We start from the raw sequence: 12,722 nt of genomic DNA, 5'->3' as shown, positions 1-12,722 counted from the left end.
AGTGGCGATGAGTAAAGTCAGTGTGTTGGTTGTGGATGATGCGCCGTTCATTCGCGACCTGGTCAAGAAGTGCCTGCGTAACTACTTCCCCGGTATCGTCATCGAAGATGCGGTCAACGGCCGCAAGGCCCAGACCTTGCTAAGCCGTGAGGCTTTCGACCTGGTCCTGTGCGACTGGGAAATGCCGGAAATGTCCGGCCTTGAGCTGCTGACCTGGTGCCGTCAGCAAGAGTCGATGAAGACCCTGCCGTTCATCATGGTGACCAGTCGTGGCGACAAGGAGAACGTGGTCCAGGCGATTCAGGCCGGGGTCTCGGATTTCGTCGGCAAGCCGTTCACCAACGAGCAACTGCTGACCAAGGTGAAAAAAGCCCTGACCAAGGTCGGCAAGCTCGACACCTTGCTGGCCAGTGCGCCGACCCGCGCGACGTCGGCGTTTGCCAACGACTCGCTGAGCGCCCTGACTGGCGGCCGTGCCGAAACGGTCAAGCCGACAGCCCCGGTGGCCCCGGTAGCCGCGGCCAAACCCCTGGTGAGCGCTCCCAAGCCTGCAGCTGCGGCGCCGGCAGGGCGTGGCCAGGGCCAACTGCGCCTGCCAAGCGGCGTGCAGCCGTGTGTGATCAAGGCCTTGAGCCTCAAGGAAGCGCTGCTGGTGGTGCGCCGTGGCGAAACCCTGCCACAGGTTCTGGAAGGCGCGGTACTCGACCTGGAGCAGGGCGAGAACGCCGAGATCGCCCGCCTCAACGGCTACCTGCATGCGGTTGCCGCGCTGGAGCCGAAACCCGACAGCGACTGGTTGCAACTGACCTTCAAGTTTGTTGACCAGGATGCGCAGAAGCTCGACTACCTGTCGCGCCTGATCGCCCGCGGTTCGGCGCAGAAGCACTTCGTGCCAGGGGCCTGAAGGCCCTGTGGGAGCGGGCCTTGCCCGCGATCGAGCGCGCAGCGGTCGCAATCCAGACAACACCTGATGTATTGACTGGGCTGGCCTCTTCGCGGGGCAAGCCGGTTCCTACAGGAGCCGGCCTTGCCGGCGATCAATGCACCGTTCGTCTCCTGGTACACCCCTGAAACACTCTCGCCATACCCCCGCCAAAATCCGCTGCTAGGCTTCGACAGACCACTCACTGTCAAAAAGCCACTACTCATGCCTGCACGCACGCTGCTGTTCTGCGCCTTGCTCATGGCCTGCGGCCCTGTGCTGGCCATGACCCTTTACAAAAGTACCGACGCCTACGGCGTGGTGTCCTATTCCGATCGACCGATTCCCGGCGGCCGGGCGTTTGTCTTTGGCGACAGGATGGTTGAGCAACTGGAAACCCAGGTGCAGTTGCAGGCCAACCGCTTTGCCGCAGGCGTGCGCTTCAGTGCGCGTAACGACACCTACGCGCCGGTCGAGGTAGAGCTGCGCCTGGAGCGCCTGGGCAATGTCCAGGGTGGGGCGTCGCGTTTGGTGCGGCGAGTGGTGCCGGCGCGCAGCACGGTGGCACTGACGCTGCTCAGTGCCCGCCAGCCCGGCAAGCCGGTGAGCTACAAGAGCAAGTTCGATTTTGCCCTGGGCAACCCGGGCCAGCGTCAACAGGCGTTCCGTTACCCATTGCCCTGGCGCGGCGGGCCCTTTCGCCTGACCCAGGGGCCCAATGGCCGCTACAGCCACTTCGGGCCCAAGGGCCGTTATGCCATGGACATCGCCATGCCTGAAGGCACGCCGATCATCGCCGCACGGGCAGGGGTGGTGATCAAGACCGAAAACAGCCAGAGCGGCCGTGGCAGTCATCCGTCAGGCAACTTTGTGCGCATCCTTCACGAAGACGGCACCATGGGCGTGTACCTGCACCTGATGCGCGGCTCAGTGGTGGTCAGGGAAGGGCAGCGGGTGGTGTACGGCACGCCGCTGGCAAAATCCGGCAATACCGGCAACAGCAGCGGCCCGCACTTGCACTTTGTGGTGCAGCGCAACGTCGGGCTGGCGCTGGAGTCGATACCCTACCAGTTCAACCAGCCCGTCGGCGGGCTGCCGAACTTTACCGCCGGCAACCCCTGAGGCGGCTCAATCGAGCTTGAGCACCTTGGCCAGGACGATCTTCGGCCCCTTCATCTTTTTGATGATAATGCGCAGGCCTTCGACTTCCAGTAGCTCTTCCTCTTCCGGAACCCGCTTGAGGGTCTCGTAGACCAGGCCGGCGAGGGTTTCGGCCTCGATGTGGTCCAGATCCACGCCAAGCAGGCGCTCGACCTTGAACAGCGGGGTGTCGCCGCGTACCAGCAGCTTGCCCGGCTGGTAGGCGAGGATGCCGCGCTCGGCCTTGCGGTGTTCGTCCTGGATGTCGCCAACCAGCACTTCCAGCACGTCCTCCATGGTCAGGTAGCCGATGACCTTGCCGTCGGCTTCCTCGACCAGCGCAAAGTGCGCACCGCCTTTGCGGAACTGCTCGAGCAGGTGCGCCAGCGGCATGTGCCGCGACACGCGCTCCAGCGGCCGGGTCAGCTCGGCCAGGTTGAAAGACTCGGGGATATGGTCGAGATCGGCCAGCTCCAGCAGCAGGTCCTTGATGTGCAGCAGGCCGATGAATTCGCCGCGCTCGGCATCGAGTACCGGGTAGCGACTGAACTTGTGCCGACGGAACATCGCGAGGATTTCCTTGAGCGGCGCGTTGGCATCGAGGCAGACCATGTCTTCCCGCGAGTTAGCCCAGTCGACCACTTCCAGCTCGCCCATTTCCACCGCCGAGGCCAGTACCCGCATGCCTTGGTCGCTAGGGTCCTGGCCACGGCTGGAGTGCAGGATCAGCTTGAGTTCTTCACGGCTGTAGTGGTGTTCGTGGTGCGGCCCGGGCTCGCCCTGGCCGGCAATACGCAAGATGGCGTTGGCACTGGCGTTGAGCAGGTAGATGGCCGGGTACATCAGCCAGTAGAACAGGTACAGCGGCACCGCCGTCCACAGCGACAGCAGCTCGGGCTTGCGGATCGCCCAGGACTTGGGCGCCAGCTCACCGACAACGATGTGCAGGTAGGAGATGACGAAGAAGGCGCTGAAGAACGAGATGCCCTTGATGACTTCCGGCGATTCAACGCCGACGGCGGCCAGCAGGGGTTCGAGCAGGTGCGCGAAGGCCGGCTCACCGACCCAGCCCAGGCCCAGCGAGGCCAGGGTGATGCCCAGTTGGCAAGCGGACAGGTAGGCGTCCAGCTGGCTGTGTACGGTGCGCAGGATCTGCCCGCGCCAGCCATGCTGCTCGGCAATCGACTCGACCCGGGTCGAGCGCAATTTGACCATGGCGAACTCGGCGGCAACGAAGAAGCCGTTGAGCAGAACCAGCAGCAGAGCAAAAAGAATCATGCCGAAATCGGCGAAAAGTGCAGCGAGGTTGAAACCAGGGGAAGGGTCCATGATGGAGTTTTACGGGGTCCGTCTTTTAAGAAAGGGAGTACAGCAATGCCAGCATGAGCTGGCGCGAGTCAGCCAATGTAGCGGCTGACTGCGCAAATTTAAAGGGCGGCGGCTCAGGATGCCTGGCGCGAGGCTATCTGCACCGGGGCGAAATGGCAGGTAAAGGTGCTGCCATGGCCTGGCACGCTGCTGATTTCCAGGCGCGCGCGATGGCGCAGCAGCACGTGCTTGACGATCGCCAGGCCCAGGCCGGTGCCACCGGTATTGGAGGCACGGCTGGAGTCGACGCGGTAGAAGCGCTCGGTCAGGCGTGGCAGATGCTTGGGGTCGATGCCGATGCCCGAGTCCTGCACGCTCAGGTGTGCGCCTTGCTCGTCGGCCCACCAGCGGATGCGGATCTGGCCTTCGTCCTGGGTGTATTTGACTGCATTGAACACCAGGTTGGAAAAGGCGCTGCGCAGCTCCGCCTCGCTACCCTTGAGGCGAATGCCCGGCTGCGCCTCCAGGCTGATGCGCTGGTTACGCTGCCCGGACAATGCCTGGGCGTCGCCCTTGATCGATTGCAGCAGGCTCTCGACCGCTACTGGCTGGTTGTCCGAGGGGTAGTCGGTGGCTTCCAGCTTGGCCAGCAACAGCAGGTCGTTGAGCAGCGTTTGCATGCGCCCGCCTTGCTGCTGCATCTGCTGCAGGGCACGAACCCAGCGCGGGTTCACCTCTTCGACGTTATCGAGCAGGGTTTCCAGGTAGCCGGCGATCACCGTCAGCGGCGTGCGCAGTTCGTGGGAGACGTTGGCGACGAAATCCTTGCGCATCTGCTCCAGCTGATGGATGCGGGTGACATCGCGTACCAGCATCAGGTGCTCGTTGTTGCCGTAACGGGTGATGTGCAGTTGCACGCGCATGCGGTCGTTGATCGGCGAGGGGATCTCCAGCGGTTCGAGGTAGTTCTCCTGCTCGAAGTACTCCTTGAAGCGTGGGTGACGTACCAGGTTGGTTACCGGCTGGCCGCTGTCCTGCGGGGTCTTGAGGCCGAGCAGGGTTTCCGCGGCGCGGTTCCACCACTCCAGGTTGCCATCGCTGTCGAGCATGATCACCGCATCCTTGAGGGCGGCGGTGGACTCCTGCACCCGGTCGATCACCGCCTGCAGACGCCCGCGCACGCGCTGGTCGCGGCGTTGCAGATGGTAGATGCTGTCGAACACCTCGCCCCACAAGCCATAGCCATCGGGCGGTGCTTCATCGGGTTTGTGCAGGCGCAGCCATTCGTGCAGGCGCAGCAGTTGCTTGAGGGTCCAGCCCAGGTAGATCGCCAGGCCCAGGGCCAGGCTCCAGCCATAGTAGCCGCTGATCAGGCCGGCCAGCAGGCAGACGGTGATCAGCAACAGCATGTGGCGAATCAGGGTGCCATGCCAGTTCTGGTTCAATTGGGATCCTTAGCGGATCAGCTGCACGTTGCAAGCTACAAGCTGCAAGGTTGAAGCGGATCTGCGTGTGCTTTTGCTCTTTCTTGCAGCTTGGGGCTTACAGCTTGCAGCTTTCTCAACTTTTAGTTGAGAACCGGTAACCGGTGCCGCGGACGGTTTGTACCAGATTTTCGTAGGCATCGCCCAACGCCTTGCGCAGGCGGCGGATATGCACGTCGACGGTGCGTTCCTCGACATAGACGTTGCCGCCCCAGACCTGGTCGAGCAGCTGGCCACGGGTGTAGGCGCGCTCCTGGTGGGTCATGAAGAATTGCAGCAGGCGGTATTCGGTCGGGCCCATTTCGGCCGGCTTGCCGTCGATGGTCACCCGGTGGCTGATTGGATCGAGCAGCAGGCCGCCAACTTCGATCGGCGCTTCGCCATCGCTCGGGCCGGCGCGGCGCAGCACGGCCTTGAGCCGGGCCACCAGCTCGCGCGGCGAGAAAGGCTTGGTGATGTAGTCGTCGGCGCCGACTTCCAGGCCCTGGATCTTGTTGTCTTCCTCACCCTTGGCGGTGAGCATGATGATCGGGATGTCGCCGGTCAGCTCGTCGCGCTTGAGGCGGCGGGCCAGTTCGATACCGGAGGTGCCCGGGAGCATCCAGTCGAGCAGGATCAGGTCCGGCTTGCGGTCGACGATGATGGCGTGGGCCTGCTGGGAGTTTTCGGCTTCCAGGCAGTCATAGCCGGCCATTTCCAATGCAACGGCGATCATCTCGCGAATTGGCGCTTCGTCGTCAACGATCAGAATGTTTCTGCCAACCATGCTTAAACCTCTTCCATTAAAGGTGTCTTGGCCCGCATTAGATAACGGAATTATTGCAGTCGTGTGACAGCTCGTGGGCCATTGCAGCAACATTCTGTTACTGGGCTAGGCTTAAATTCCCTCTCCCGAGAATTACGGTGAATCCAATGACACGACATACGCTGAACTGGATGGGTCTATTCGCTGCAGTAGCCCTGGCGCTGCCGGGAGTGGCCTCGGCTCATCATGCCATGGAGAAGGACGGCATGTGGGTCGACCATAAGGGTATGACCTTGTACACCTTTGACAAGGACGCTGACGGCAAATCCATGTGTAACGCTGATTGTGCCAAGAACTGGCCGCCGTTGATGGTCAAGGATGGCGAGAAGGCCGAAGGCAAGTGGACACAGATCAAGCGCGATGACGGCAACATGCAGTGGGCCTATGATGGCAAGCCGCTGTACACCTTCGTCAAGGACCAGAAGGCGGGGACACTGTGGGCGACGGTATGAAGGACGTCTGGCACGTTGCCAAACCGTAATGGCTTTTTCGCGGGGCATGCCCGCTCCTACAGGTAGGAGCGGGCATGCCCCGCGATGAATCAGAAGCTGTAATCCAGCACGATGCCGACAAACACCAGCAACCCGGCCCAGTGGTTGTGCAAGAAGGCCTTGAAGCACGATTCGCGGTCCAGCTTGCGCGTCGACCAGAACTCCCAGGCAAAGCACAGCAAGGCTGCCATCAGTCCCAGGTGGAACCAGCCGCCCAGCTCGAAGCGGTTGCCGGCCAGTAACAGGCAGCCAAGGGACAATACCTGCAAGGTGAGGATGATCACCCGATCGGCTTCGCCGAACAGGATGGCGGTGGATTTGACCCCGATTTTCAGGTCGTCATCGCGGTCGACCATGGCGTAGTACGTGTCGTAGCCCACGGTCCACAGCAGGTTGGCGATGTACAGCAGCCAGGCGATGGCCGGCAGCTCGCCGGTGGCGGCGGTGAAGGCCATGGGGATGCCCCAGGAGTAGGCCGCCCCCAGCACCACCTGCGGGTAGTAGGTGTAGCGCTTCATGAACGGGTAACAGGCCGCCAGCGCCACAGCGCCGAACGACAGCCACACCGTGGTGGCATTGGTGCACAGCACCAGCAAGAAACTCACCCCGACCAATACCGCAAACAGGGTCAGCGCCTCGCGGGCATTGATCCGTCCGGCGGCCAGCGGGCGGTCGGCAGTGCGTTTGACGTGGCCATCGACCTTGCGGTCGGCGAAATCGTTGATGGCGCAGCCGGCAGCGCGCATCAGCACCACGCCGAGGGTGAATATCAGCACGTTGGCCAGGGTCGGCGCGCCCTTGGCGGCAATCCAGACGGCCGAAAGGGTCGGCCACAGCAGCAGGTAGATGCCAATCGGACGGTCCATCCGGCTCAGCTGGATGAAGTCCCAGGCCCGGGGGTGCAGGCGATTGAACGACTTGAGCAACTGCAGGTACATCAGCGGGTCTCCGATGGGGTGTCGGCGGCAATCCACAGTGTAGGCAAGAACACCTCGGCCACCAGCACGCTCAAGGCGTCGCGATCAAAGCGCGAACGGCGCCCCCACAAGCCTGCATGGCACTGCTCCAGCGGCAGCCAGGCCTGCGGATAGTGGCAGACCTCGATGGGCCGGCGGACAAAGCCCTGTTCGCAGAACAGCAGTTCGCCCAATGAGCGGCTGCCCAGCGCTTCCATGTCCAGGCCGCCACTTTCCAGCGAGCTGCGCGCGGCCACGCTGCGGGCAAACACCCAGGGCTGGCCATGGCCGCGCAAGTACACTTCGCGCACCCAGCCTTCGCTGCCCAACGGCAGGTCAAGGGCCTGGCATTCGTCTTCGCGCAGGCGTTGCCAGCCCTCGCAAAGGGGTGTCACGCAAAAGTGATCGGCGGATAATTGAATCAGGCGGCGGGTCAGGGAGCCCTGGTCGTACAACCAGTCGCGAGTCGTGGGCGATGTGCTGTCTGCCAGGTCAGGGTGCTGCAGCCAGAGTGCAGCGGGCGCTTGCAATGTTTCGTACGGCACGGCGGTATCGAATAACAGGCCAGAGAGACGCCGAGCTTAGCATGATTGCCCGATCCGGCTTGCATGCTGGCACCTGGCTCCAGTACAAAGCCCTTTCTTTGATGGCCGCCACTGTAATCTTCACGAGAGCGGCCACTCCAATGCCTGAGTCTTTCGAGGAAGTGCGTTATGAAAAAGTGGCAATGTATTGTCTGTGGCCTGGTCTACAACGAAGCTGACGGTTGGCCGGACGACGGCATCGCTCCAGGCACCAGGTGGGAAGACGTACCCGAAGACTGGCTGTGCCCGGACTGCGGTGTCGGCAAGATGGATTTCGAGATGATCGAAATCAACTGATCACATTTCAATCAGATTTCAAGGAAGGCAGCGCATGACGGCTCCAGTGGTGATTGTCGGTACAGGTCTGGCGGGTTACAACCTGGCTCGCGAGTTTCGCAAGCTCGACGGCGATACGCCGTTGTTGCTGATTACCGCCGACGACGGCCGCTCCTACTCCAAGCCGATGCTTTCCACCGGTTTCGCCAAGAACAAGGACGCCGACGGCCTGAGCATGGCCGCACCCGGCGCCATGGCCGAGCAGCTCAAGGCCGAGGTGCGCACCCACACCCGCATCAGCGGCATCGACCCGGGCCACAAACGCCTGTGGATCGGTGAAGAGCAGGTTCACTACCGCGACCTGATCCTGGCCTGGGGCGCCGAAACCGTGCGGGTGCCGGTCGAAGGCGATGCAGGCGAGCTGATCTTCCCGATCAACGACCTCGAAGACTACGCCCGTTTCCGTGCCGCCGCCGCTGGCAAGCAACGGGTGCTGATCCTCGGCGCCGGCCTGATCGGCTGTGAGTTCGCCAACGACATGAGCCTGGGTGGCTATCAGGTCGAGCTGGTGGCGCCGTGCGAGCAGGTCATGCCGACCTTGCTGCACCCGATGGCGGCAGCCGCGGTTCAGGCCGGCCTTCAAGAGCTGGGCGTGCGTTTCCACCTGGGCCCGGTACTGACCCGCCTGCAGCGGCTGGAGCAGGGCCTGGAAGCGCACTTGTCCGACGGCAGTGTGATTGCTTGCGACCTGGTGGTTTCGGCTGTTGGCCTGCGCCCACGCATCGACCTGGCCTCGGCTGCGGGGTTGCAGGTCAATCGCGGCGTAGTGGTTGATCGCCAGCTGCGTACCTCCCACGCCAACATCTTCGCCCTCGGTGATTGCGCCGAAGTCGATGGCCTCAATCTGCTGTATGTGATGCCGTTGATGAGTTGCGCCCGGGCGCTGGCGCAAACCCTGGCCGGCAACCCGACAGCGGTCGCCTACGGGCCGATGCCGGTTACGGTTAAAACCCCGGCCTGCCCGCTGGTGGTGTCGCCTGTGCCCCATGGCCGTGAGGGCCAGTGGAGCGTTGAAGGCCAGGGCGCCGACCTCAAGGTGCTCTGCCATGACGCAGACGGCCAACTGCTGGGCTATGCCCTGACCGGCACCGCCGTCATGGACAAGCTGGCTCTAAATCGGCAACTTCCGGCGCTGATGGCGTAAATAACCGGCGTTCTGTCGGATTTCCCCTGCCTTTGCCCCAACAATGGCCGCCCAGAGACTGGCGCGGCCCCTGAGGGCATGCCATTCTCACTCCGTCTGCCGCAGTTTAGAGCCTGCGGTGCCTTGGGCGCTGTTCTTCAAGAGCAGCACGGCATAACAACAAAAAAACCGTCAAAGAGGCTTCACTATGCGTAAACCAGAACTCGCCGCCGCCATTGCGGAAAAGGCTGATCTCACCAAAGAGCAAGCCAACCGCGTGCTCAACGCCGTGCTCGAAGAAATCACCGGCGCCCTGCACCGCAAGGACAGCGTGACCCTGGTCGGCTTCGGTACCTTCCTGCAGCGCCACCGCGGTGCCCGCACGGGCAAAAACCCGCAAACCGGCGAGCCGGTCAAGATCAAGGCCAGCAACACCGTTGCTTTCAAACCAGGCAAATCCCTGAAGGACAGCGTCAATCCGTGATGCCTCGCACAGATCGATTGCAGTGAAAAACGGGCACCGCACAAGGTGCCCGTTTTTTATTGCCGCCGCCCTGGCATCTGGCTAGCATACGCGGCCGCCGTCGCAAGGACGGGGAAGTGTCCAGGGAGGGCCGTGATGAAGACCGAAGGATTTGCACTAACCGCTAGCGCAGGGCAACGCCATGTATGACGGCTTGACCTTGCCCAACTACCTGGCGGGCGTTGCCGACAGCGACCTGTTCGGCAGCCTGGCCTTTGTCTGCCTGATATTGATACTCACCAGCCTGCACCGACGCTGGCGTGACCAGCTCTGGCATCGCCTGCTGACGTTCATTTGCCTGACCACCGTGGTGGTCATGGAACTGGTGGGTTCCTACTATGCGAACCTGCCGCCGGCATGAGCAAAGGCAAAGGGTTGGCCTTGGCGTTGCTGGTACTCCTGCTGCTGCCAGGCGTGACCACGCCGTTGTATTCGAACGCGCTGCTGCTGTGGATGGAGCCTGACAACTTCATCCCCGCCGAATCCTCAATGCTGACCTTCGAGCCCTACCAGATTTCCCAGGGCTCCTCGTCCTACTGGCTGTACGGCCAGGACAAGCACAACTACTACCACTTCACCTACGAAGCCGCGCACCCCTATCGCTATATCCCCCGCGACAACAACTGCCCGGGCTTCGACAGGAACGATGTGCGCAGCTGGTGCCAGGCTTTGCAAGGAAACTCCCGATGATCAAACGCTGGCTGATCGCCCTGGCCGTGCATGCGCTGGCTTGCTTCCTGTTCCTGGTGCTCAACGACATCGGGGTTCATTACTACAAGCAGATCTACGGCGGCTTCACCGCCCGCGGCGTGGCGTCTGGCGCCATTTTCTGGCTGGTGTTCGATGTGATGGTGATCTTCAGCCTGGTGATCGTTTTCGTGCCGCGGCTCAAGCACAAACTCATGATCAATGGCGCGCTGGTGGCGTTGATCATCTACTGGCTGATGCCGGATCACCCGGTGCGTACGATGTTTTTCAGCCCGCTGGCCGGTGGTCTGACTTTCCTGGCGATAATGCTTGCCCACTGGTTGGGCCGGCTGAATGTATTCAACAAGGATCAGTCTTGAAACGTAGGCACTATTTTGCCCTGGCGATGGTTGGGGCATTGGTACTTTGGGTGGGACACAACATCCAGGTATTGATCGACCGGCCAGGCGAAGTCAGGGTGGTCAGCGAATCGGGCCGTTATCTCATGGAGAATGTGCCGGTTGGTGGCTTGCTGGTGCCTTTCGATGACCTGGCCTACCTGCGTTTCATTGACCGCAGCAATCAAAAGCAGGTTTACCGCACGCCGCTGTTCTCGCAGACCTCTTTGGACATGCGCGATTACGAAGACAACGGCACTGTCGGCATCGTCTGGATCAGCTTGTACAAGGCTGATGGGCATATCGAGATCGCCATACCCAACTGGAAGCCCCATTGGCTCAACTACTTCATCAGCAATACGCCCTATGACGTGGCCGACGAGCAGGCCGATTGCCGCAAGCCGGAAAACGCCCTGCGCTTTATCCGCGATGTGCTGGGTTACTGGCTGGGTTTCAGTGACTACTGGTGTACTCCCACTCAACAGCTGATCGACAGAGGCAAACCATGAAAGGCTTTGCGACGACGTGGCGGCAGTGGTTCTGCTCGTTCCTGCTGCTGGCCGGGGCGACAACCTGCGCTGGTGCCCCGGCGGACATGCCGGACTGCTCCGACAACGATTTTGGCGCCTTTTTCGCCGCTTTTGCCCAGAGCGAAGCGCTGCAGCAGTCGCTGGTGGCTGACCCGCTGATCGAGCAGCGGATCTACCCCGGTCGCAAGCAACCGCGTGTGGCGATCCGCAAGCTGGCCCCGGAGCAGCGCCCGTCGCTGGCCTTGCTACAGCCGGCCAAGCGTGCCGCGCTGGGGCTGGTGGTCGAGCAGGAGGGTAGCCGGCAAGTGGTGTTGCACGACACCAAGGGCGAACTGCTCAAGGTCTATACCTTTACCCGCGGCCAATGCTGGGTGTTACAGCGGATCGATGACTGGTCGCTGGCGGGCTTCTTTACCGGGCGCCAGGAGAAGGTTGCCGGCGAGCTGGATGTCGAGCGCGCCAGGCTCTATGAGAATCTGGGCAGGGCAGGGCTCTACGACAACCCTGGGCAACTGATGAACGCCGCCCTCAACAGTCTGCTCAGTGCCGCTACCAAGGGCAACAACGAGGCCGCAGTCCAGGCGGTCATCCTGATTTTTTCAGGGGATGCCGAACGACTGCCGGACTCGACCATCGTGCAGCTCCTGGAGGCGGCTATGGTCACTGAACGGGACGCTGGGGCCATGCTGGCGCACTTCGTTTGCTACGGCGAAGAGTATGCCGAGGACCGGGTCTGCCAGGACCCGGGCAAAGCGCTTCAAGCCTTGCGCCAATCGGCGAAGCTGGAGTCGCCGCGGGGGCTGGTGGAGCTTGGCTTTGCCTACGAGGCAGGCAAGCTTGGCCAGCAGGACAATGACCGCGCCATGGCTTGCTACCAGCAAGCGGCACTGGAGGCCAGCGGTTACCGCGACAGCGCCGTGGACGGTATCAAGCGCCTGAGCGACAAAGGCGTGGTCGAAGACGAGACACAGAAATGCTTGTAACTCGCCCTTACCGCCTGGCAATCGCTCTGGTTGTGCACCTGTTGGCCATTGTCACTTACCTGTGGCTGCACAACACTGGCATGACAATGTACCGGCAGATGGCCGGCGGGCTGATGTCGCGCGGCGTCGCGATCGGCATGGGCATGTACCTGATCTTCTACTTCGTGGTGTTGATGAACCTGGCGATCGCGCTGGTGCCGCGGCTCAAGTGGCGGTTGCTGCTGGCGGCGGCCATTCCTGCCGCAATCCTGCTCTACCTGTTGCCCCAGCATCCGCTGCGCGCAATGTTTTGCAGCGTGCTGGGGTTGTCTACGGCACTGGCGGCTGTCGGCGCGAACCAGTTGATTCTGTACGCGTTGAGCAGGTTCAGGCGTCAGTGAATAACCCGGTTACAAGGCCAACGGCGGCTATCATCGGGTAAAGCGTAGAGAACTATGGCGTTTTTGTAGCGA

Annotated in this window: 16 protein-coding genes and 1 pseudogene; 12 read left to right on the top strand and 5 right to left on the bottom strand. The window is 62.1% G+C overall.

Annotated features, from left to right (window positions below):
* Nucleotides 1-7 precede the first annotated feature (7 nt).
* Together LOY22_RS26510 and LOY22_RS26505 are read left to right on the top strand one after the other, a co-directional pair.
* Nucleotides 8-904 carry a response regulator gene (locus LOY22_RS26510; RefSeq protein WP_045199519.1) on the top strand — a complete coding sequence of 299 codons (897 nt, stop codon included), beginning with the start codon at nucleotides 8-10 and terminating at the stop codon, nucleotides 902-904.
* 243 nt (nucleotides 905-1,147) lie between these two features.
* Entirely contained in the window at nucleotides 1,148-2,044 is an 897-nt protein-coding gene (locus LOY22_RS26505) for a peptidoglycan DD-metalloendopeptidase family protein (RefSeq protein ID WP_093377951.1), read from the top strand.
* A gap of 6 nt (nucleotides 2,045-2,050) precedes the next feature.
* Here the strand turns inward: LOY22_RS26505 and LOY22_RS26500 are convergent, their stop codons facing one another.
* The 3 genes from LOY22_RS26500 to phoB all read right to left on the bottom strand — a co-directional run bounded on the left by LOY22_RS26500 (nucleotide 2,051) and on the right by phoB (nucleotide 5,620).
* Entirely contained in the window at nucleotides 2,051-3,391 is a 1,341-nt protein-coding gene (locus LOY22_RS26500) for a hemolysin family protein (protein WP_045199523.1), read from the bottom strand.
* Nucleotides 3,392-3,504: 113 nt separating this feature from the next.
* Nucleotides 3,505-4,815 (bottom strand): phosphate regulon sensor histidine kinase PhoR, encoded by a 1,311-nt coding sequence (gene phoR, locus LOY22_RS26495; RefSeq protein WP_045199526.1) that lies wholly within the window; start codon nucleotides 4,813-4,815, stop codon nucleotides 3,505-3,507.
* 115 nt (nucleotides 4,816-4,930) lie between these two features.
* Nucleotides 4,931-5,620 (bottom strand): phosphate regulon transcriptional regulator PhoB, encoded by a 690-nt coding sequence (phoB, locus tag LOY22_RS26490; protein WP_010225936.1) that lies wholly within the window; start codon nucleotides 5,618-5,620, stop codon nucleotides 4,931-4,933.
* Between the two features lie 146 nt (nucleotides 5,621-5,766).
* Between phoB and LOY22_RS26485 the strand changes: the two are divergent.
* A pseudogene (locus LOY22_RS26485) lies at nucleotides 5,767-6,140 on the top strand (hypothetical protein).
* Between the two features lie 60 nt (nucleotides 6,141-6,200).
* On the opposite strand, the gene ubiA reads toward LOY22_RS26485, so the two are convergent.
* Both ubiA and LOY22_RS26475 read right to left on the bottom strand, forming a co-directional pair.
* A complete protein-coding gene (gene ubiA / locus LOY22_RS26480) occupies nucleotides 6,201-7,088 on the bottom strand; it encodes a 4-hydroxybenzoate octaprenyltransferase (protein ID WP_093377965.1) in 888 nt (295 codons plus the stop codon).
* Nucleotides 7,088-7,651: a chorismate lyase gene (locus LOY22_RS26475; RefSeq protein WP_045199531.1), complete on the bottom strand. Its 564-nt coding sequence runs from the start codon at nucleotides 7,649-7,651 to the stop codon at nucleotides 7,088-7,090. Before LOY22_RS26475 ends, ubiA begins: the two co-directional genes overlap by 1 nt.
* Before the next feature lie 168 nt (nucleotides 7,652-7,819).
* Between LOY22_RS26475 and LOY22_RS26470 the strand changes: the two genes are divergently transcribed.
* From LOY22_RS26470 to LOY22_RS26430, 9 genes are all read left to right on the top strand, one after another.
* Entirely contained in the window at nucleotides 7,820-7,987 is a 168-nt protein-coding gene (locus LOY22_RS26470; protein WP_045199533.1) for a rubredoxin, read from the top strand.
* Nucleotides 7,988-8,021: 34 nt separating this feature from the next.
* Nucleotides 8,022-9,170, top strand: a complete 1,149-nt coding sequence (locus LOY22_RS26465; protein ID WP_093377970.1) for an NAD(P)/FAD-dependent oxidoreductase — start codon at nucleotides 8,022-8,024, stop codon at nucleotides 9,168-9,170.
* A gap of 187 nt (nucleotides 9,171-9,357) precedes the next feature.
* On the top strand, nucleotides 9,358-9,633 hold the full coding sequence (locus LOY22_RS26460) for an HU family DNA-binding protein (protein WP_003213368.1): 276 nt from the start codon (nucleotides 9,358-9,360) through the stop codon (nucleotides 9,631-9,633).
* Between the two features lie 181 nt (nucleotides 9,634-9,814).
* Nucleotides 9,815-10,033, top strand: coding sequence for a hypothetical protein (locus LOY22_RS26455; protein WP_045199537.1), 219 nt, complete (start codon nucleotides 9,815-9,817; stop codon nucleotides 10,031-10,033).
* On the top strand, nucleotides 10,030-10,362 hold the full coding sequence (locus LOY22_RS26450; RefSeq protein WP_045199539.1) for a hypothetical protein: 333 nt from the start codon (nucleotides 10,030-10,032) through the stop codon (nucleotides 10,360-10,362). The genes LOY22_RS26455 and LOY22_RS26450 overlap by 4 nt, the downstream gene beginning before the upstream one ends.
* A complete protein-coding gene (locus tag LOY22_RS26445) occupies nucleotides 10,359-10,739 on the top strand; it encodes a hypothetical protein (RefSeq protein WP_093377974.1) in 381 nt (126 codons plus the stop codon). Before LOY22_RS26450 ends, LOY22_RS26445 begins: the two co-directional genes overlap by 4 nt.
* Nucleotides 10,736-11,266: a hypothetical protein gene (locus LOY22_RS26440; protein ID WP_093377979.1), complete on the top strand. Its 531-nt coding sequence runs from the start codon at nucleotides 10,736-10,738 to the stop codon at nucleotides 11,264-11,266. The genes LOY22_RS26445 and LOY22_RS26440 overlap by 4 nt, the downstream gene beginning before the upstream one ends.
* Nucleotides 11,263-12,270: a sel1 repeat family protein gene (locus LOY22_RS26435; protein WP_093377984.1), complete on the top strand. Its 1,008-nt coding sequence runs from the start codon at nucleotides 11,263-11,265 to the stop codon at nucleotides 12,268-12,270. The genes LOY22_RS26440 and LOY22_RS26435 overlap by 4 nt, the downstream gene beginning before the upstream one ends.
* A complete protein-coding gene (locus tag LOY22_RS26430) occupies nucleotides 12,261-12,650 on the top strand; it encodes a hypothetical protein (RefSeq protein WP_045199545.1) in 390 nt (129 codons plus the stop codon). The genes LOY22_RS26435 and LOY22_RS26430 overlap by 10 nt, the downstream gene beginning before the upstream one ends.
* The last annotated feature ends 72 nt before the right edge of the window (nucleotides 12,651-12,722 follow it).

Source organism: Pseudomonas sp. B21-035 (assembly GCF_024748945.1).
Taxonomy (GTDB): domain Bacteria; phylum Pseudomonadota; class Gammaproteobacteria; order Pseudomonadales; family Pseudomonadaceae; genus Aquipseudomonas.
The sequence above is the reverse complement of the archived record's forward strand: the minus strand, read 5'-3'. Positions and strand labels throughout refer to the sequence as shown.

What these genes read in the sequence shown, in the direction of transcription:
- ubiA (WP_093377965.1), bottom strand. Translation starts at nt 7,088, where the DNA reads ATGTACCTGCAGTTGCTCAAGTCGTTCAATCGCCTGCACCCCCGGGCC.
- LOY22_RS26460 (WP_003213368.1), top strand. Translation starts at nt 9,358, where the DNA reads ATGCGTAAACCAGAACTCGCCGCCGCCATTGCGGAAAAGGCTGATCTC.
- LOY22_RS26500 (WP_045199523.1), bottom strand. Translation starts at nt 3,391, where the DNA reads ATGGACCCTTCCCCTGGTTTCAACCTCGCTGCACTTTTCGCCGATTTC.
- LOY22_RS26510 (WP_045199519.1), top strand. Translation starts at nt 8, where the DNA reads ATGAGTAAAGTCAGTGTGTTGGTTGTGGATGATGCGCCGTTCATTCGC.
- phoB (WP_010225936.1), bottom strand. Translation starts at nt 5,620, where the DNA reads ATGGTTGGCAGAAACATTCTGATCGTTGACGACGAAGCGCCAATTCGC.
- LOY22_RS26470 (WP_045199533.1), top strand. Translation starts at nt 7,820, where the DNA reads ATGAAAAAGTGGCAATGTATTGTCTGTGGCCTGGTCTACAACGAAGCT.
- LOY22_RS26445 (WP_093377974.1), top strand. Translation starts at nt 10,359, where the DNA reads ATGATCAAACGCTGGCTGATCGCCCTGGCCGTGCATGCGCTGGCTTGC.
- LOY22_RS26430 (WP_045199545.1), top strand. Translation starts at nt 12,261, where the DNA reads ATGCTTGTAACTCGCCCTTACCGCCTGGCAATCGCTCTGGTTGTGCAC.
- LOY22_RS26455 (WP_045199537.1), top strand. Translation starts at nt 9,815, where the DNA reads ATGTATGACGGCTTGACCTTGCCCAACTACCTGGCGGGCGTTGCCGAC.
- LOY22_RS26505 (WP_093377951.1), top strand. Translation starts at nt 1,148, where the DNA reads ATGCCTGCACGCACGCTGCTGTTCTGCGCCTTGCTCATGGCCTGCGGC.
- LOY22_RS26465 (WP_093377970.1), top strand. Translation starts at nt 8,022, where the DNA reads ATGACGGCTCCAGTGGTGATTGTCGGTACAGGTCTGGCGGGTTACAAC.
- LOY22_RS26435 (WP_093377984.1), top strand. Translation starts at nt 11,263, where the DNA reads ATGAAAGGCTTTGCGACGACGTGGCGGCAGTGGTTCTGCTCGTTCCTG.
- LOY22_RS26450 (WP_045199539.1), top strand. Translation starts at nt 10,030, where the DNA reads ATGAGCAAAGGCAAAGGGTTGGCCTTGGCGTTGCTGGTACTCCTGCTG.